Origin of the sequence: Comamonas sp. (assembly GCF_036643215.1) — a bacterium.
Classification (GTDB): Bacteria; Pseudomonadota; Gammaproteobacteria; order Burkholderiales; family Burkholderiaceae_C; genus Comamonas.
Genome location: NZ_JAVXSJ010000042.1, coordinates 1 through 19199, shown reverse-complemented (window position 1 = coordinate 19199; position 19199 = coordinate 1). Strand labels below are relative to the sequence as shown.

Below are 19199 nucleotides of genomic sequence, written 5' to 3'. Positions count from 1 at the left end.
TCGTCACCCCGGCCTGAGCAAGGTCGCGGCCAAGCGCCGCCAGGCCGAATCCCTGCACGATGCCTCCGAGGCGCTGCACAAGCCGCAGGTGCTGGCCTTTGGCCTGCGCGAGGTCAATACCTCGGGCAAGCCCAACTGGGTGGCTGGTGTGGCGGTGCGCTGGGCGCTGTGGGACAGCATCGACCGCGACAAGCTTTCGGCAGCAGGCCAGCGCAAAGTGGAGCAGGCCGAGTTGACCGATGCCCAGGTGCGCTCCGACATCGGCTTGCTGGTCGAGAAGAATTGGCTGGCTGTGGAGCAGTCGCGCAGCCAGTATCTGTCAGGTCAGGCGCAGGAAAATCTGGCCCGGGAACTGTTGCGACTGCGTCAGGCGGGACTCAAAGAAGGCACGAGCACCACACTGGACTTGATCGACGCCCAGCTCAACCTGGCCAAGGTGCAGACCGAGCGTGCTGCGGTTGCCAACCAGTATGTCCAGGCCCTGGCCGCCCTGCTTGAGAGCACAGGGCAGAGCGATGAGTTCAGCCGCTATATGGCCCGTGCCGATATCAAGATCACCCAAGACGCACCATGAATACATCTGTACAGACTCCGCCATCCGGCCCTGATTCCAGCCCCGCAGCTCAGAAGGCCAGACGCCTTCCGGTCGTGGTACTGCTCGTCGTGGCTGCGGTGCTGCTCTTTATCGTCTGGGGTTTCTGGCGCTCCGCCCAGCCTCCAGCGCCTTTCTTTCAGGGGCAGATGGAGGCGCGTGAAACCGATATCGCCCCCAAGGTGACGGCCCGTATCTCGAAAGTGCTTGTGACCGAGGGGCACCGTATTCAGCCGGGCGACTTGCTGGTGGAAATGGACAGTCCCGAAGTGCAGGCCAAGCTGGCCCAGGCTCAGGCGGCCCGCGATGCGGCCCAGGCCGTGGCCGCCAAGGCCAGCAATGGCGCGCGTCCCGAAGAAGTGCAGATGGCACGCCTGAGCTGGGAGCGCGCCCAGGCGGCGGCTGATCTGGCCAAGACTTCGTATGACCGGGTGCAAAGCCTGTTCAATCAAGGTCTGGTCTCTGCCCAGAAGCGCGACGAGGCGCAGACCAACTGGCGCGCCTCGGATGCCCAGGCGCGCGCTGCCAAGGCCCAGTACGACATGGCTGCCAGCGGTGCGCGCAAGGAAGACAAGAGCGCAGCGGCCGCGCAAGTGCGCCAGGTCGATGGTGTGGTGGCCGAGGTCAAGGCCGCCGAAGCCGAGACGCAGCTGCGCAGCCCCGTGGGCGGCGAAGTGGCGAATGTGCTGGCCAAGCCGGGCGAGCTGTCGCCCCAGGGTGTGGCGGTGGTGACGGTGGTGGATCTGAGCGATCAGTGGGTGGTGCTCAATGTGCGGGAAGACCAGTTGCAGCGCTTCGCCATGAAAAGCCGCTTTACCGGCAGGCTGCCAGCGTTGGGAGACCGGCAGGCCGAGTTCGAGGTGAGCTTTCTCGGCGTGCTGCCCGACTTTGCCACCTGGCGCACCACGCGTGGCAGCCAGGGTTTCGATGCGCGCACCTTTGAGGTGAAAGCCAAGCCCGTAAAGCCCATTGAGGGCGCGCGCCCTGGCATGAGCGTGATCGTCGAAAGCAAAGCCGGAGCCGGTGCGTGAGCGTTTTTGCCACCAGCTTGCGCCGCGAATGGGGTCGGCTCAGAGCCAGCCCCTGGGACTGGGCCATGGTCAGCTGGGTGCCCCTCCTGACGCTGGCGCTGATGTGCTGGATTTTTTCGGCAGGCCAGCCCTATCGCTTGCCGATTGCTGTCTGGAGCGAAGACCACTCTGCGCTGTCGCGCCAGCTGGTGCGCATGCTGCAAGCCACGCCGGGGCTGGAAGTGCGTCAGACCGTACTGAATCAGGGTGAGGCGGCGGACGCGCTGCTGCGCATGGAGGTCTATGGCGTGGTGCATATCCCGCCCGATTTTGAAACCCATGTCAAGCAGGGCCGTGGTGGCGCGGTGACTCTGCTGCATAACGCGCAGCTGGCCACGGCATCCAGCCTGCTGCAGCGTGACTTGAAACAGGTGGTCGGCACGCTGTCGGCCGGCGTGGAAATGCAGACGGCGGCCAAGCGCGGCTCGCCACACCAGGTGCTGCAGGTGCAGATGGAGCCCATCAAGACCCAGTTGGTGGCGCTGTTCAATGTCTCCACCAATTACGAGCAGTTTCTGGCCGCTGCCCTGGTTCCTGCGCTGATTCATATTCTGGCCATGACGGCCGGCGCATGGTCTGTGGGGCGCGAGCTGCGTGAACGCACGCTGGGTGGCTGGTTGAGCCCCGGTGGCCGGTCTGCCGGCATGGCTTCGGCGGCGGCGGCGCTGCTGGGAAAGCTGCTGCTGCCTGCGCTGCTGCTGTGGGGCTGCGGCATGGCGGCTTTGCTGTATCTGGCGCAACTGCGGGGCTGGACGATTGCGGGCAGCACCGGCTGGATTGCCGTGGGTTTGGCCGCGCTGGTGGCTGTGAGTCTGGCGGCTGGTGCCGCGCTGTCGGGCATCACGCTGTCGCTGCGCATGGCGTTGTCGGGTACGGGCCTGCTGTCGGCTCCTGCGTTTGCGTTCAGCGGCGTTGGCTTTCCCTTGCTGGCGATGACGGACAGTGCCAGGGGCTGGGCGCTGGCCATGCCCTACACCCATTACGCCAGGCTGCAAATCGAGCAGTGGCAGATGGGCGCACCCGTGGTGCAGACCCTGCCCGTGGTTGCAGGCCTGCTGCTGGCTGCGCTGGTGTTGCTGGCGCTGGCCTCGGCGGGTTTGTTGCGCGGTCTGGGCCGGCCCGAAAAATGGGGAGGGCGCTGAGTCATGGACCGTTCCGATGCCGGCTTTTTCAGGCTCTGGCTGGATAGCCTGATTGTCATGCTGCGCGACAAGGGCGCGCTTTTGCTGCTGGTGGGCGCACCGGTGCTTTATGGCTTTTTCTATCCCTGGTTCTACAGCACGCAAGTGGTGCAGCGCGTGCCCGTCGCCGTCGTGATGCAGGACAACTCCAGCCTGGAGAGGCAAATGCTGCGCTTTGCCCAGGCCAGTCCCCGCATTGATCCGCAACTGGTGACGGCCGATGAGGGCGAGGCCCGCCTAGCCCTGCTGCGCGGTGAGGTGATGGGCTATGCATTGCTGCCGCGCGATCTCAAGCGCGATGTGTTGCGCCGCGCGAATGTGGTTGTGCCCGTTTATGCCAATGGCGCTTATCCGCTGGTGAGCAAGCAGGTGCAATACGGCTTTGCCGAGGCTTTCGGCACCGTGTCTGCAGGCGTGGAAATCAAGCGACTGGAAGCGGGCGGGCAAAGCGCACCACAGGCGGCAGTGGCCCGTTCTCCCGTGAATTCGCAGGCCGTGGCCTTGTTCAACCCTACGGAAGGCTATGGCAGCTTTGTGGTGGCGGCCGTGGCCGTGCTGATCCTGCAGCAAACCTTGTTGATGGGCTGCGCGCTGCTGGTGGGAACCTGGCGTGAACAAGGCGCTGACCGTGTCAGTGCGCGTCAATGGCTGGCGCGGCTGCTGGCGCTGTGTGTGCCGGGCTGGCTGGCGGGGCTGTTTTACTTTGGCTGGATCTTTGTCTGGCAGGACTTTCCGCATGGCGGCAACCCCTGGGGTGCTCTTGCTTTGCTGGCCTGCTATGTGCCTGCGGTGGTGGGCTGTGCCAGCCTACTGGGCTGGTGGCTGGCCGACCGCGAGCGGGCCTTGCAGCTGGCCTTGTTCACTTCGATTCCCTTGGCATTTCTGGGGGGCTTCACCTGGCCGGTCGAGGCCTTGCCCGAGCCGCTGCAGTGGCTGCGCTGGCTTTCGCCAAGCACGGCGGGGATAGAGGCCTCGCTGCGTTTCAATCAGCTGGGTGCGCCCTTGTGGGCAGGCTTGTCGCAACTGGCCTGGCTGGCCAGCATGGCATTGCTCACTTGGCTGGCCGTGCTCTGGCTGGGAGCGCGGCCGTCCGATGAGCAAAAATGAGTTAAATCGGCATGCAGCCTACGCCGGATAAGCGCATGCAGCTATGGTTTTAGACGGTTCTTGCCTTTTGTCGCTGGGCTTGCAGGCCCAGCAGCACCAGCACCACGGCCACTAGCGGCAGCATGCCGATGTTGATGCCGTTCCAGCCGGCAGTGTGCAGCAACTGGCCTGAACCGAAAGAGGCCACGGCCACCGTGCCGAAGACCAGAAAATCGTTAAGCGCCTGCACCTTGGCCCGTTCTGCCGGGCGGTAGCACTCGGTCAACATGGCGGTGGCGCCAATGAAGCCGAAGTTCCAGCCCACGCCCAGCATGATCAGCGAGCCCCAGAAATGGAAGATTTCCAGGCCCATCAAAGCCAGCGCTCCCGCTGCGCCAATCATCAGCAGTCCCAAGGCGGTGATGCAGCGTTTGCCAAAGCGTGCAATCAGGCGGCCGGTGAAAAAGCTGGGCGCAAACATGGCCAGCACATGCCATTGAATGCCCATGGCCGCCTCGCCCACGCTGTGGCCGCAGCCCACCATGGCCATGGGCGCAGCCGTCATCAAAAATGCCATCAACCCATAGCTGACCACGCCGGCCGCACAGGCCACGATGAACTGCGGCGTGCGGGCAATCTCGCCCAGCGGCCTGGCTTCGCCGGTGACGACCTTGGCCTGGGGCGGCGGCAAGCGCAGCGACATCAACAAGGGCAGGGCCAGCAGGGCCAGAAAGGCCTGGCTGTAAAAGCTGCCGGCAAACGGCGTGGCCGGTTGCAGATCGCGGGTCCAGATCACCACCTGCGGCCCGATGATGGCGGCGATCAGCCCGCCAATCATCACGCGTGAAATGGCCTTGGCCTGCTGCGATGGCTCGCTCACCATATCGGTGGCAGCAAAGCGATAGCTCTGCACGCAGGCTGCATAAAAACCGGCCAGCGCCGTGCCGATGCAAAAGGTGATGAAGTTGCTGTGCGCAATGCCTTGCGCAGCGACCACGCCCGAGATCACGCCCAGAATGGCCCCCTGCACATAGGCAGCGCGGCGGCCCATGCGGTTCATGATCCAGGCCGCAGGCAGGGTGGAGAGCGCCAGACCCAGCTGATAAATGCTCACCGGCAAGGTGGAGGCCGTCGGATTGCTCGACAGCTGCTGCCCCACCAGCCCGCCCAGCGAGATGATGATGGGCGGCGAGGCACCCCCCAGAGATTGGGCTGCGACCAGCAGGCCCATGTTGCGATTTTTTTGTGTGCTTTTGTCTGATTGCATAAATCGTTGGGGCTGTGGATGCTAGAAGCCTGAATGACATCTTGCCGTATTCAAATTGACGGCGCACAACCGATTGACATGCGAATAATAGATTGATGATGCAGGTACCTATGTCTTCGACGTATTTGAAATTTTCGTTGTGCAGCATTGGGGTCGCCTTGAGCGTTTTGTGTTTTCCTGCCCAAGCGGAGAAGCAGGAGCAGGAGGCTGACCCCACTATCCACGAGGCACCCGTCTGGTCGGGCAGCTATCGCGGCACTCTGGCAGGCAAGGCGGTGCAGCTTGAGCTGTGGCGGCTGGATGGTGCGGTGGGCGGCAGTTATTGCTATGAGCCCTGCAACCGTCCCGGCGCGATGATTGACTTGGAGGGCTCGGCCAATGGCCAGCTGACCGAAACACCGATGACGGGCAGCAGCGATGCGAAACCCACGGGGCGCTTGATTCTGGCTGCCTTTTTCGGCATGCCACCCACGCGTTTGCAGGGGCAGTGGCAGTCCATGAATGGCAAGCGGCGCTGGCCTGTGGATCTGGCGCTGCAGCCGCCTGCGTTTGCCCATGCCACGCGCTATGAATTGCGGCTGATGTTGAATCAGTCCATTCGCTCACTGGCCGATTGCGGTCAGCTCACGGAGTTGGATGTTTCAGCCATCCATGTGTACGAGCAGGGGCACTTGAAGCAAAAGCTACCCACCGATGCGCAAGGCAGTTGCTGGCTGGTGCAGCCACGCTGGGTAGATGCCAATTTTGATGGCTGGCCCGATCTCACGCAGGCGCAGCAATTGCCTGCAGGCCCGAATATTCCGAATACGACCTGGCTTTATGACCCCGTCAAAAAGCAGTTTGTGCTGGGTCCGCAGGCTTTGCAGGACATCACATCCCCTGTGTTTGATGCCAAGGCCCAGCGTATCTACAGCGAATGGCGTGCCAGTTGCTGCAGCCATGGTGTGGATATTTATGCCTGGAAGCCACAGGGGTTGGTGCGGGTAGCCCAGGCCGAGAGCTATATGCTGCCGGTGCGCAAGGGCGGAAAGCTCATGGCTTGCTACCAAATGCCGCAATATGGGCAGGGCCAGATTCGCTGGCCCACAGGCCTGTACCAGAGAGCCGATGGCCTGAGTCTGGGGCGCGAACCCAGTGGCGACTGGTGTGAGGCGAACCCTGCAGAGACCATGATGCAGAACCAGCTGCAGGTGCTGGCTGAGCCTGAGGAGGGCAAGCCCCCTCGGGTGCTCAAGGCCTATGGGGCCAGCTACGAGCAGGTAAACACGCCGAAAGGGCCGCGTTACTGCCCGGATTTGATGGTGTTTGATGCCGATGCACGCAAGCTAGTACGCGTGAAATTGACGGAAAATGCCGAAGAGCTTTGCGAGACGGAGAAGCCGTAGTTCTAGCGAGCCGTTCGTAAAAAAGGCATCCAAGATGGATGCCTTTTTTGTTACCTTGCTGGGTTATTTCAGCTTGTGGCCACATTCCCCGCAGAACACATCATCTGGCGCGATGGAGGCTTTGCAGGCTGGGCAGTGGGTCAACGCCTGGCTTTGACGGGCTTTTTCCTCGGCCTGAGCTTGTGCCTGAGCTTCAGCTTTGACACGGGCTGCTTCACGCGCAGCGGCTTCTTGGCGCTCAGCCTCATGTTTTTCTGCTTCGTGCTGGGCCTGCAGCTCGCTTGCGCGGCGTGCCGCATCGGCCTTCTTGCGAGCTTCTTCGGCGGCCTGTGCTGCTTGCGCGGCTGCTGCGCGTTCAGCGGCTTCGGCTTGCGCACGCTGGCGGGCCGCTTCAGCCGCTTGGGCTTCAGCACGTTCCTGGGCTGCGCGCTCGGCCTGGGCTTGCTGAGCTTGCAGCTGGGCTTGTGCCTGGGCTTCTGCTTCAGCCTTCAGACGAGCGGCTTCCGCGTCGGCGCGTACACGGGCCACTTCGGCTTCGGTGCGCAGTCGCGCCGCTTCTTCTTCAGCGGCTTGGCGGGCGTGGGCTTCTGCAGCCGCAGCGGCTGCTGCGCGGTCTTGCGCTTGTTGATCGGCCAAGGCCTGGTCTGATGCCGTAGCGGCAAAGCCTGCAGCGGCAACAGCTGCAGTACCGGTGGCTGCGGTTGCTGCAGTGGTGGGGGCAGGCGAAGCTGTTGGGGCCACTGGTTCAGCATTCACTGTGGTATCGGCTGCAGTACTAGCCGTTGCATTTTTGGCAGAAGCTTCTTGCAGGCGATCTGACGCCGCTTGTTTGGCACGCTCTGCAGCGGCCATGGTGCGTTCAGCGGCTGCCATGGTGTGTGCCTTGGCTTCTTCGGCCTTTTTGCGTACATCGCCAATCAGGCCGTCGAGTGCGTCTTCGGCTTCTGTCGGGTCCACGCTTTCGCGGGCTTGCAGATAGATCAGGTTCATGCCCATTACGGCGACTTGGGCGAGCAAGGCGCCAATCACGGCGAACAGTACCCCCAGGCCCGAGATCAGGCCTGTGCTGGCGCCGCTGCCCATCATCATGCCCATCATGCTGCTGCCCATGCCATAGCCGCCCATGCCGCCCATACCGCCGCCAAATCCGCCCATGCTGCTTGCGTTGGAGGTAATGCCCATGGCCATGGCTGTCAGCGACATGGTGGCTGGCACCAGGCCTGCAAACAGCATCACGCAAATCAGGGTGAGGATGATGTAGAGCACCACTTCCATCAGCACCACTTCAATCAGGCGCTTGCGGGCAATACTCAAAACGTTGGCCAGAGCCGCCTTGACGGACAGGCCGCTCCACAGAGCCGGGCCCATCAGCGGGCCGATGACCCAGATCATGGCGATCAGCAAAGCGGCCGCGACAAGAACCAGAATAGGGTGGGCCACAAAGGCCACAATGCCGCCAAGAAACGGAATCTTGCAGACAAAGTAAATGATGGCGGCGACCAACCCATAAGCTAGGGTGGCCGCAAATACGATCAGGCCAACCAGAATGAATTTGGGCAGGCACAGCAGACCGGCAGAAGCGGCCGCTGCAAAAGAGCGAATCGGTTCATTTTTTGCCTTGTCCATCAGCATGATGCCAACAGCCGATGAGCCAGCCATCAGCGCTATCAGAGCGATGAGCATGATGATGCCGGAGAGAAAAACGGTTTTGGTGAGCATCGATGCACCAAGAGCGACCAGCAGGCTAAAGACCAGCAGTGTCAGAAAGCTCATGAGCAGTGGTCGCCACTGAGTCAGCCCTTCTGCGGCTCTGGCAAGGGTGCCGAAACGAATATCTCCCAGTGATTGCTCTCTCATGTAGCGTCCTGTCTTGTTGATGGATCGTTGAGCCCGTGGATGTGACCGCAGGCCTTGGGTGCGCCGCTCAGGCGGCGCTTATGCTTAAAGCTTGCCGCGAATCGCCCCTGCTTCGATGGTGTAGCGCTCCACACCGCTAGGTACTCCGGCATCAATTCGCTTGATGACCGACACGGGCTTGCCGCCCTTGGACTGGGTGGTGCCTGTGGCGGTGTTCACGCGTCCGGCCTTCACATCGGCATCGGCTTGGTCAACCACAATGCTGGCTGCGCCGCGGTTGTCGGCCAGTTCATTGGCCAGCTCTTTGAGCAGATCCATGGCGCGGGTGTATTCCTTGCGGCCCTTGGCGGCCAGCGGCATTTCCACGCTCACAGAAGAGAAGGCGCGCATCTGCAGTGTCTGGCCGCTTTGCGCATCAGCAATAGGCACGGGCTGTGTCAGCACAGGCCCAGCCACGGCGCGCTGCTTGACGGGTAGCGATTGCATGGCTTGCACGGCCTGTGCCTGAATGCTTTGCGCATGCTGAGTTTCTTGATTCAGCGCGGCTTGAAGGCGAGAGAAGCGCTCGCTGTGGCCGCCGGACATGGTGGTTGCCGGAGCAGATGAGCCACCGCCCGTGCCGCAGCTAGGGTCAGCCACGTTGGTCACGCGTGAGAGCATGCAGCTCAGCGAGGTAGAGGCTTCTTCCAGAGTGGCGCAGCCGCTGAGAATGGTGGCGGCGCAGGCGATGAGAGTGAGTTTTGCAATTTTCATGAGGTTCAATCCAGCAGGTCATCCAGCGAAGGGGCGCCACTTTTCTTGGCGGGTTGCACTTTCACAGGGGCAGGCTTGTTAGGAGCGGCTGCAGGTGCTGCTGGTGGTGGTGCCAGCTCAGGGCCTGTGTTGATGGCAGGAGCCGCTGGAGCTGGATTGATGACAGGTGGCGGAGCAATGGTGACGCTGGACGGGTCATTCAGCGGCGAGGCGGGTACTGCGACGGCATTGCCTCCTTGCGGGCCTACCAGTGCATCGGCCTTGGCTTTGTCTTCGGGTGACACCGAATCCTTGCCCGCCTGCGATGCGGCAGGCGTGCTGTTCGCACCGCTGAGTGCCTTCATGTTGTTGGCCATCAGCACGCCGCCTGCGACGGCTGCCGTGATCAGGGCCAGCACGGCCCATTTGATCCATGCCTTGCTGCTGGGCACTGGCTCTTGTGGGAAGGCCGGAGGGATGTCATGGCGCTCAGGAAATACCGGCGCATTGATTGCTGCAGGCGGTGCGGCCGCCCAATCCATGGGCTCAATCAGGGGCGGCTCTGTACGTGCAATAGACGCAGCAGGCGCATCAGAAGCTGCAGTCACTGCTGCCATGGCTGAGACGGCTGGCGTAGTCGCGGCAATAGATGGAAGAATGGGAGAAGCAACAGTGTCAGGAGTCGCCACTGCAGCTGCATCAAAAACCGTGCCGCATTTGGGGCAGAACTTGGCCTGTGGCTTACACACTGCCTGACAGTGGCCGCAGATTTTCTCAATGGGGGCGGTTTCTGCCGCTGGAGTCTCTTGTCTGGCGCCGCAGTTCTTGCAGAACTTGGCATTGGGTGTCAGCGGATTGCTGCATTGTGAACAATTCATTGTCTGCAATCGATGAAATAGGTTGCGGGCATTGGCTGCTCAGCCGTATTACTGCTGCTGGCATCGCCCTGAATGAATATGTGCTGCCGCATCACGCTTGCTCAGGCAATGGTTTCAGTGCACCAGTGGTGATTACGGCTTTGATAGCTGCTTTGTATCTTAGCTGTGCATTGGCGGGTGCCCAACTACGGAGGCGACTTGGCTGTGCATCAAAGTGAGTGTGACAGCTTTTTGTCAGTGAATGGTTTTGAATTGCCCCCGTTTTTTGATTCTATCTTTGAAATTTCGAAAGTAATGGGTTTGTCTAAGTTGATGATGTTTAAAGAAATTTTGAATTCTTCTTATTTTTTGTTAGAAAAAAATCCAAAAAACTTTGAACTTGAGAAGTGTTTGATTCAGGCAAAACGTTTCAAATAGTCGATAGTGTTTTGCGTTGTAAAAATGCGAGGGTAATAGCGGCCTTGGTTATTGCAGTTTTCTGGAGAAAACCAAGGCCGGTTTTTATTTCTCGGCAGTCAGTGTCAGAACCTCAATGCGTGGCAGCACTCCCAGGCGTACGGCAAAACCGGCCCATAGTCCTGCGCCGCTGCTGACGAACAGCTTCATATTGCCAATCTCATACTCGCCGCGCACAAAGCCGTTGTTGACGGGGGCGACCACCCATTGATCCAGTCCTGCAATCAGACCGCCATGCGTGTGGCCGGAGATTTGCAGGTTCACGCCCTTTGTCGCATTCAGACGAGCGAACTTGGGCTGATGCGCCAGCAGAATATGAAACTGTGCACCGGCCTTGCGGGCTTGCTTGGCCACGGCATCCACATCGGGGGGAATGCCTTCGGGCACATTCGGGTTGGCGTTATTGGGCGAGGTGCGGCCATAGACCGGGTCGCCAATGCCGGAGAGCGCCAGCTTGCTGCCCTTGATGTTGATGACCTGCATGCGGTTTTCCAGCAGGTTCAGGCCCAGGCTGCGAAACTCGGCCATCCAGCTGTTGTAGCCGCTGTAGTACTCATGATTGCCCGGCGCGGCCCACACGCCGTAGCGGGCGCTGAGCCTGGCCAGTGGCGCCACATGGGCGCGGCCGCTGGCCGCGTCGCCATCCACCAGATCGCCCGGCAGAACGATCAGGTCGGGCGCGGCGCCCATGGTGCGATCCACAATGGTTTTGACATAGCGTGCATCGTTGACGGGGCTGGCATGAATATCGGCCAGCACGGCAATGCGCAGGCCTTCCAGCGCGGGGGGCAGGTGCCTGACAACCAGCGGCTGCTCAATCACTCTGGGCGGCTGCAGCGCATTGAAGACGCCAATGGCGCTCAGTCCCCCGGCCACGACGAGTGCACCGACGGTGATGGCAGGAATATGAATGAGCTGCGCCACGCCCTGACGGCCTGAGAGCGCAGCGAGTAGCCAGAGCAGATCGCGCAGCACGACAAAAACGGCGAGCATCAGCAAGGTGGCCAGAACCCAGCCGCCGGGCACTTGCAGCTGTGCAATCAAAGAGTAGGGCAGAGCATTGGTCTGCACCGCATACAGCAGCAGCGCCGGGAAAATACCCAGTGCGGTGGTGACCAGCGCCGCCAGCAAGCGTGCCAGGCGCGAGGTTCCGGTGAGGCTGGAGATGGGCCACCAGATCCAGAGGGCCAGCAGCGGAATAACGAAGGATGCAGTCGAAACCATGAGCAATGGGAAGGCTTAAATTGCCGCGAGCATAGCAAGCGAAGGCTCAAAGCCCATGAATGGGCTTGCTGTGCCCTGGCCTGCGGCGGGCTGAAATGAACGGCTGCCGCATTTGCCATCTGCGCACACGAGTGGCCAAGGGCGGGGATAATCTCAGCCCTTATGCCTTTGAAGATCACCTTCCCCGAGTCGCTCCCCGTATCTGGCCGTCGCCAGGAAATCATGGAGGCCATGGACCGCCACCAGGTCATCATCGTCTGTGGTGAGACGGGCTCGGGCAAGACCACGCAGTTGCCCAAGATTGCGCTGGCGCTGGGGCGCGGCAAGATCAACGCCACGCCGGATGCGAATGGGCAGGTGCGCGGCCACCTCATCGGCCACACCCAGCCGCGCCGGATTGCGGCCTCATCGGTGGCCAAGCGCATTGCCGAAGAGCTGAACACGCCGCAAGGCGAGGTGGTGGGCTATAAGGTGCGTTTTCAGGACACGCTGCAAAAAGGCGCTTCCGTCAAGTTGATGACCGACGGCATCTTGCTGGCCGAGACCCAGACCGATCCGCTGCTCAAAGCCTACGACACGCTCATCATCGACGAGGCGCATGAACGCAGCCTGAACATCGACTTTTTGCTGGGCTATCTGCGCCAAATTTTGCCCAAGCGCCCTGATCTGAAAGTGGTGGTGACATCGGCCACCATCGATGCCGACCGCTTTGCCAAGCACTTTGAAAACAAAGACGGCCCTGCGCCCGTCATCATGGTCTCCGGTCGCACCTACCCGGTGGAGATGCGCTACCGCCCGTTTGAAGGCGAAAAAGACAAGGATTTGAACGACGCCATTGCCGATGGCGTGGACGAGCTCTGGCAAGGCGGCAAGGGCGGGGACATTCTGATCTTCCTGCCTGGCGAGCGCGAAATTCGCGAAGCCGCTGACCATCTGCGCAAGCACTTGCAGCATTCGCCTGTGTTGCGCAATGCCGAGGTGCTGCCGCTGTTCTCGCGCCTGTCGCAAGCCGAGCAGGACAGAATTTTTGACGGCCACACAGGTCGGCGCATTGTGCTGGCGACCAACGTCGCCGAAACCTCGCTCACGGTTCCCGGCATCCGATACGTGATTGACGCAGGTACTGCGCGCGTAAAGCGATATTCTTTTCGTAGCAAGGTGGAGCAACTGCTGGTCGAGCCTATCTCGCAGGCCGCTGCTAACCAGCGCGCCGGCCGATGCGGCCGTGTGGCCAACGGTATCTGTATTCGCCTGTATGACGAGGTGAGCTTTACCAGCCGCGACAAGTTCACGGACCCGGAAATTCTGCGTTCTTCGCTGGCCGGTGTGATCTTGCGCATGAAGTCGCTGGGCCTGGGCGATGTGGTGAACTTCCCGTTTCTGGAAGCGCCTTCGGGCCGCGCCATTGCCGACGGCTACCAGCTGCTGGCCGAGCTGGGCGCGGTGGACGACCGTGGCAACCTGCTGGCTATGGGCAAGGAGCTGTCACGCCTGCCGCTGGACCCGCGCGTGGGGCGCATGATTTTGGAAGCGCGTGACCGCAAGGCCTTGGCCGAGGTATTGATCATTGCCGCAGCCATTTCCGTGCAAGACGTGCGCGACCGGCCTATGGAAGCGCAGCAGCAGGCCGATCAGGCCCATGCCAAGTTTGACGACGAAAAAAGCGAATTCACCGGTTATCTGCGCCTGTGGAAATGGCTGCAAGATGCGCGTGGCGGCAAGGTGGTGGCTCAGTCGCGCAAGGAAATGGCGGCGCAAAACGCTCCGGCATCCAGACCGAGTACACGCAGCCAGGCATTCTTGCCGGTGAGCCAGCGCAGCAGTGGTGCGCAGGTCGAAGGCACGGTCGAGGAGCGCCTGGCGCTGTTCAACCCCTCCGAAGTGGAGCAAGCCGCCAGCCACAAAATCAGCAACCGTCAGTGGGAGCAGTTGCTGCGCCAGAACTTCATCAACATTCGCCGTGTGCGCGAGTGGCGCGATATCCATTCGCAGCTGATGACGGTGGTGAAAGAGCAGAAATGGCTGCTCAATAACGAGGCGGCTGGCTACGACGCGCTGCACCTTTCCATGCTGGCGGGCCTGTTGGGCAATATCGGCTACAAGGCCGAGGAAAGCGAAACTTACCTGGGTGCGCATGGAATCAAGTTTCACGCTCACCCCGGCGCCCATCTGAGCAAGAAGCCCGGCCGCTGGATTCTGGCGGCCGAGCAGGTCGAAACCTCGCGCCTGTATGGCCGAGGCATTGCAGCCATTGAGCCACAGTGGCTCGAAGAGGTCGGCGGTCATCTTTTAAAGAAGCAGATGCTGGACCCGCACTGGTCCAAAAAACAAGCCGATGTGGTGGCGCTGGAGCGCGCCACGCTGTACGGGCTGGTGGTCTACAACGGCCGCCGCGTGAGCTATGGCCGCATCGACCCGCACGAGGCACGTAACCTCTTCATCCGTCAGGCGCTGGTGGAGGGGGAGTGGGAAACCAAGTGGCACTTCTTGCCCGCCAACCTGAAGCTGATGCGCAAGGTGGAAGAGCTGGAGCACAAGAGCCGCCGTCAAGACGTGCTGGTGGACGACGAACTGATCTTCGCCTTCTACGACCAGCAACTGCCTAAAGACGTCTACAGCGGCGCTACGTTTGACCAATGGTTCCGCGCCCAGAGCAAGGCCAACCCCGATCTGCTGCGCCTGTCGCGCGACGAGTTGATGCGCCATGAAGCTGCCGGCATCACCACTGACAATTTCCCCAAACTGGTCAAGCTGGGTGGCGTGGACTGCGCCGCCGCCTATCTGCACAGCCCCGGCGATGCGCGCGATGGCGTGACCGTCACCGTGCCGTTGTTTGTGCTGAACCAGGTGAGTGACGAGCGTGCCGAATGGCTGGTGCCGGGCATGCTCAAAGACAAAATTCAGGCGCTGCTCAAGAGCCTGCCGCAGCGACCGCGCAGCCGCTTTGTGCCGCTGCCCGAAAGTGCTGCGCGCTTGGCCGAGCTGTTCACCCAGAGCGAGCGCTGGGCTCAGGGAGGGCTGATCGACGCATTGCTCAAGCAGGTGCGCGACGAGACATCGCTGGACGTCAAGCGTGCGGACTTTAAGCTCGACATGCTGAGCCCGCATTTGTTCATGAACTTCCGTATCACCGACGAGCATGGTCGCCAGCTGGGCCAAAGCCGCAATCTGGGCGCGCTCAAGGCCGAGTGGGGCGCTAAGGCGCGTGGGGCGTTTCAGGCACTTGCTTCATTAAAAGTAGCTGCTACCGTTGGTCAACAGGCCGATTCAGGCCGAAAAGAGGCTGAAACCAAGACAGTTCAGGCGCAAGAAGCTCCTAAAAATGAGAAGGCGCAGGCCGTCAATCAGGCCAGCAAGACTCCTGCTCAGTCGCATGAAGCACGCTACAAGGACTGGAGCTTTGGCGAGCTGCCCGAGCTGATGGAAATCAAAAAGGGCGGCACGACGCTGATTGGCTTTCCGGCCCTGATCGATCACGGCGACGGGGTCGGCATTGAAGTTTTTGACGAGCCCGAAGCCGCAGCCGCCAAGCATCGCGTGGGCCTGCGCCGCCTGTTTGCGCTGCAGATTCGCGATGCGCTCAAGTACCTTGAAAAGAATATTCCCGATCTGCAGAAGATGGCCGTGGCCTTTATGCCGCTGGGCACTCAGGAAGAGCTGCGCGAGCAGATCATCAACGTGGCCATTGACCGCGCTTTCCTGCAAGAGCCGCTGCCTTCAAACGAAGCCGACTTTAAACAGCGCGTGCAGGATGGCCGAGGCCGTCTGACCCTGATCGCCAACGAAGTGGCGCGTATGTCCGGCGTGATCTTGCTGGAATATGCTGCTGCACAGCGCAAGATCAAAGACACGAAAAATGCGCCAGAAGCCACGAAGGACGCGGGCGAGCAGCTACAGAAGTTGATGCCCAAGAACTTCATCGCCATCGCGCCGTGGACGCAGCTGGGCCACTATGCCCGTTACCTCAAGGCCATCACCGTCCGCTTGGATAAATACCGCGCCGACCCAGCCCGCGATGCTGCCAAGCTCAAGGAGCTGCAGCCACTGGAGCAGCGCTACTGGCGTCTGGTGGCCGAGCGCAAGGGCGCTGTGGACGCGCGCATGCAGGAGTACCGCTGGATGCTGGAAGAGCTGCGCGTGAGCTTCTTCGCGCAGGAGCTGCGCACGCCTTATCCGGTGAGCAGCAAGCGCCTGGACAAGGTCTGGGCGCAGCTGCAGCAGTGATGCCTGCTGGCGGCTTGAGATGCAGAGCAACACCCTGATGTTCTGGAGTCGCAGCCTGCTGCCGCCGGAGCATGAATTTGTGCTGCGCCATTTTGGTCATTCGCTGCAGTCTCTGCAGCCCCGCATACGGCTGCATCTGCGGCGTCTGGGTGATACGCGCCGTGCGCTATCCATGAACGGCGGTCGCATCTATCTGCCGCGCAGCTTCTTCGAGGCGGGTCAGCCTGAGCGGGCTTTGAAACTGGAGCATCCCGCTGTGGCAGCTGTTTTTGCCCATGAGTTGCTGCACCAGTGGCAGCGGCTGCAGGGCGTGGCCGTGACGCGCAAGGCTTTGCTGCTGCATGCCAAGGCCCTTTGCCTGCGCCATGACCCCTACACCTATTGCGCCAGCGATGATGGCGTTGCCATGCTGGAGATTTTCCGAGCTGCATCGGTCGAGCAGCAAGGCCAGATGTGGGAAGACTATGTGCGGGCCGTGGTGTCCGGTGGCTCCATGTCCTGCATGGAGCAGGTGCGAACATTTGTTGCCGGTGCAGATGCCAGCTGCGGCCCGGAAGTCACGGGCTCGCAGGGTTAAATGCCGCAATCAGGTCCTGATCCGAGACTTCACGCGCCGCGCCAAAGCCTGCCACATGGCGGCCAGAACTTGGCGTGATGCATATGAAGCGAAAGTCTCCCAGCATCGTCATGGCTTCGGCTTCCGGAAAGCGGGCGAGGTAACTGGACTTGAGCGCCTGCCAGAGAGCGCTTTCACGGGGCGGCGTAGAGGCGATGCCCGCAATGCTGATGCGCTCCAGCGCATGCACGCCCTGGCCTGGCACTTCAGTGGCCATCATCATCAGGCTGATGGCAGGGTGTGCCTGCATGGCGCTGGTGTGGCTGGCCAGACCGCTAACATGAATGACCAGGCAGGAAAAGTCGCTGCACCACGCCCAGGGCACAAAAGACAGGCCGGGTGCGGGCAGGGCAGACGCTGAAAAATCAGCAAGCGGCTGCACCGCCAGAGCCGCCGTGCGCTGGGTGAGGAGCAGTTCGCGCAGCGACTGCTGGAGTCTGGATTCATGAGGCATGGCGTGATGCTAAGCCAAGGTGGGCTGAATCGTAAGCCTGTGCATACGTCACCTGCGGGACGGGTTCTTGGGGGCATCCCGGATGCTGGATGAGTCTGTGCGGCCTAGTCTTGCGGGCTACTAGTCTTTTGGGACTAAGTGTTTCTCACGCTGCTTTTCAATTACGGATGACTGACTCATGCCTGCTCATTACGCCTTCTGGCCCACCCGCCTGCCTCACTCCATCACTGTTCCCGTCACCAGTCTTTGGGAGAACCTGGCGATCAATGCCAAGCGCTACCCGGACAAGGCGGCGCTGGTGTTTCTGGGGCGCACCACCACATACGGGCAGCTGTGTGCCGGCACGGAGCGCATGGCGGCTTATTTGCATAGCCTAGGCGTTAAGAAAGGTGACCGTGTCATCTTGCTGATGCAAAACACCTCGCAGCTGGTGCTGGCGCATTACGCTATCTTGCGCGCCAATGCGGTGGTTGTGCCGGTCAATCCCATGAATCTGGCCGAGGAGCTCAAGCACTACATCACAGACTCAGGTGCCAAGGTGGCGATTACCTCGGCGGATCTGGCGCTGGAGCTCGCCAAAGCCAGCAATGACTTGCCGCAGGCCGATGCGCTGGAGCACATGGTTGTCACCCAGTTTGCCGATGGTTTTGATGCTGATGTGCAGGGGCCGGATGCGCCACCTGAGGCCTGGCGCAGCTGGCTGCTTGGCGAGCGCGAGGCGGCTCTGTTGAATCACGGAACGGTCCACCCTTGGGTGAAGGCGATGGCCTGTGCTGATGCAGCGCCGCCGCATACCGTGGGGCGCGATGATCTGGCGATTCTGCCCTATACCAGCGGCACCACGGGGCAGCCCAAGGGCTGCATGCACTTGCACCGCAGCATCAATCACAACTCCGTGGCTGGTACTTTATGGGGCACGGGCACGCATGAAAGCGTGATGCTGGGCGTGGTGCCTATGTTCCACATTACGGGCATGGTGTCAGTGCTGCACAGCGCCATCTACATGGGCGCCACGCTGATCATCATGCCCCGCTGGGATCGCGAGCTGGCGGGCCGGCTGATCTCGCACTATCAGGTCACCAGCTGGACGAATATCCCGACCATGGTGATCGACCTGCTGGCCAGTCCCAACTTTGCGTCGTTTGACCTCTCCAGCCTCAAATACATTGGCGGCGGCGGTGCGGCAATGCCCCAGGCTGTGGCTCAGCGCTTGCTGGAACAATATGGTTTGCGCTTCTGCGAAGGCTATGGTCTGACTGAGACCTCAGCGCCTTCGCACAGCAACCCACCCGATCATCCGAAGCAGCAATGTCTGGGCATTCCTTTTATGAGCACCGACGCGCGCGTGGTCAGTCCCGATACGCTGGAAGAGGTTGCCCAAGGCGAGTCGGGCGAGATTGTGGTCAACGGCCCAGAGGTGTTTGAGGGCTACTGGCGGCGACCAGAGGCCACTGAAGATGCTTTCATGGTGCTGGATGGCAAGCGATTCTTTCGCACCGGCGATCTAGGGCGGGTGGATGAGGAGGGCTACTTCTTCATTACCGACCGACTCAAACGCATGATCAATGCCAGCGGCTTCAAGGTCTGGCCTGCCGAGGTCGAATCGCTGATGTTTCGCCACCCCTCCATTCAGGAAGCATGCGTGATCTCTGCCAAAGACGCGTACCGTGGCGAAACCGTCAAAGCCGTGGTCGTGCTGCGCGCAGGTCATGAAGGCACAACGGCAGAAGAGATCCTGAAGTGGTGCCACGACAATATGGCCGTCTACAAGGCACCGCGCATCGTGCAATTTGTGCAGGCGTTGCCCAAGAGCGGCAGCGGCAAAGTGATGTGGCGAATGCTGCAGGAGCAGGAAGCGGCTGCTTGAATTCTGAGAGGGAAGGCAAGGGGAGTGGCGGAAAGCAGCTGGAGTCGAACCAACCCGGGAGCGGCTGACGCCCCCCACCGGGTTTGAAGCCCGGCCGCGCCACCGGGCACGATTGCCTTCCTTTCAGACAAGAGTTGCAGTCGCAACTCTTGTAGAAGATAGAGGAGTCATTGTAGCCAGCAATTGCATGGCTGTTGACACCTTTGTGGACATAGCCCCGCGCTGCATGCCTTTAAATCCATTATCAATTTGATAGGGCGTTGTTGCATAAATCAGTCTGCGCGAGCCGCTAGGCTCGCCGCATGAGCAA

Annotated in this window: 16 protein-coding genes and 1 tRNA gene; 9 read left to right on the top strand and 8 right to left on the bottom strand. The window is 61.2% G+C overall.

What is annotated here, in order from left to right; genetic code table 11:
* From RSF91_RS18165 to RSF91_RS18150, 4 genes are all read left to right on the top strand, one after another.
* On the top strand, positions 1-574 hold a 574-nt coding region (locus RSF91_RS18165; RefSeq protein WP_332569734.1), incomplete at its 5' end, for a TolC family protein.
* Positions 571-1623: an HlyD family secretion protein gene (locus RSF91_RS18160; RefSeq protein ID WP_332569733.1), complete on the top strand. Its 1053-nt coding sequence runs from the start codon at positions 571-573 to the stop codon at positions 1621-1623. The genes RSF91_RS18165 and RSF91_RS18160, both read left to right, overlap by 4 nt.
* A complete protein-coding gene (locus tag RSF91_RS18155; protein WP_332569732.1) occupies positions 1620-2804 on the top strand; it encodes an ABC transporter permease in 1185 nt (394 codons plus the stop codon). Before RSF91_RS18160 ends, RSF91_RS18155 begins: the two co-directional genes overlap by 4 nt.
* 57 nt (positions 2805-2861) lie before the next feature.
* Positions 2862-3950: an ABC transporter permease gene (locus RSF91_RS18150; RefSeq protein ID WP_442878891.1), complete on the top strand. Its 1089-nt coding sequence runs from the start codon at positions 2862-2864 to the stop codon at positions 3948-3950.
* A 49-nt stretch (positions 3951-3999) separates the two neighbouring features.
* Here the strand turns inward: RSF91_RS18150 and RSF91_RS18145 are convergent, their stop codons facing one another.
* Positions 4000-5196, bottom strand: a complete 1197-nt coding sequence (locus RSF91_RS18145) for an MFS transporter (protein WP_332569730.1) — start codon at positions 5194-5196, stop codon at positions 4000-4002.
* A 167-nt stretch (positions 5197-5363) separates the two neighbouring features.
* Here RSF91_RS18145 and RSF91_RS18140 point away from each other — a divergent pair, with 167 nt between their 5' ends.
* Positions 5364-6581: an XAC2610-related protein gene (locus RSF91_RS18140; RefSeq protein WP_332569729.1), complete on the top strand. Its 1218-nt coding sequence runs from the start codon at positions 5364-5366 to the stop codon at positions 6579-6581.
* Positions 6582-6644: 63 nt separating this feature from the next.
* Here the strand turns inward: RSF91_RS18140 and RSF91_RS18135 are convergent, their stop codons facing one another.
* From RSF91_RS18135 to RSF91_RS18125, 3 genes are all read right to left on the bottom strand, one after another.
* Positions 6645-8438: a zinc ribbon domain-containing protein gene (locus RSF91_RS18135; protein ID WP_332569728.1), complete on the bottom strand. Its 1794-nt coding sequence runs from the start codon at positions 8436-8438 to the stop codon at positions 6645-6647.
* An 84-nt stretch (positions 8439-8522) separates the two neighbouring features.
* Positions 8523-9191 (bottom strand): hypothetical protein, encoded by a 669-nt coding sequence (locus RSF91_RS18130; RefSeq protein ID WP_332569727.1) that lies wholly within the window; start codon positions 9189-9191, stop codon positions 8523-8525.
* A 5-nt stretch (positions 9192-9196) separates the two neighbouring features.
* On the bottom strand, positions 9197-10048 hold the full coding sequence (locus tag RSF91_RS18125; RefSeq protein WP_332569726.1) for a double zinc ribbon domain-containing protein: 852 nt from the start codon (positions 10046-10048) through the stop codon (positions 9197-9199).
* A gap of 198 nt (positions 10049-10246) precedes the next feature.
* On the opposite strand from RSF91_RS18125, the gene RSF91_RS18120 reads away from it, so the two are divergent.
* Positions 10247-10465, top strand: coding sequence for a hypothetical protein (locus RSF91_RS18120; protein WP_332569725.1), 219 nt, complete (start codon positions 10247-10249; stop codon positions 10463-10465).
* Between the two features lie 84 nt (positions 10466-10549).
* Here the strand turns inward: RSF91_RS18120 and RSF91_RS18115 are convergent, their stop codons facing one another.
* A complete protein-coding gene (locus tag RSF91_RS18115; protein WP_332569724.1) occupies positions 10550-11728 on the bottom strand; it encodes a metallophosphoesterase in 1179 nt (392 codons plus the stop codon).
* 162 nt (positions 11729-11890) lie between these two features.
* On the opposite strand from RSF91_RS18115, the gene hrpA reads away from it, so the two are divergent.
* Both hrpA and RSF91_RS18105 read left to right on the top strand, forming a co-directional pair.
* Positions 11891-15952, top strand: a complete 4062-nt coding sequence (gene hrpA / locus RSF91_RS18110; protein ID WP_332569723.1) for an ATP-dependent RNA helicase HrpA — start codon at positions 11891-11893, stop codon at positions 15950-15952.
* A 19-nt stretch (positions 15953-15971) separates the two neighbouring features.
* Complete coding sequence (locus RSF91_RS18105; protein WP_332569722.1) at positions 15972-16529, top strand: hypothetical protein; 558 nt, start codon at positions 15972-15974, stop codon at positions 16527-16529.
* On the opposite strand, the gene RSF91_RS18100 is transcribed toward RSF91_RS18105, so the two are convergent.
* On the bottom strand, positions 16510-17022 hold the full coding sequence (locus tag RSF91_RS18100; RefSeq protein ID WP_332569721.1) for a pyridoxamine 5'-phosphate oxidase: 513 nt from the start codon (positions 17020-17022) through the stop codon (positions 16510-16512). The two genes, RSF91_RS18105 and RSF91_RS18100, sit on opposite strands and share 20 nt — an antisense overlap.
* A gap of 178 nt (positions 17023-17200) precedes the next feature.
* Between RSF91_RS18100 and RSF91_RS18095 the strand changes: the two genes are divergently transcribed.
* The gene (locus tag RSF91_RS18095; RefSeq protein WP_332569720.1) at positions 17201-18889 is read left to right on the top strand and encodes a long-chain fatty acid--CoA ligase; all 1689 of its coding nucleotides are present in this window, start codon (positions 17201-17203) and stop codon (positions 18887-18889) included.
* A gap of 25 nt (positions 18890-18914) precedes the next feature.
* Here the strand turns inward: RSF91_RS18095 and RSF91_RS18090 are convergent.
* Positions 18915-19010, bottom strand: a tRNA-Sec gene (locus RSF91_RS18090).
* A 2-nt stretch (positions 19011-19012) separates the two neighbouring features.
* A partial coding sequence (locus tag RSF91_RS18085) for a hypothetical protein (RefSeq protein WP_332569719.1) occupies positions 19013-19199 on the bottom strand: 187 nt, incomplete at its 5' end.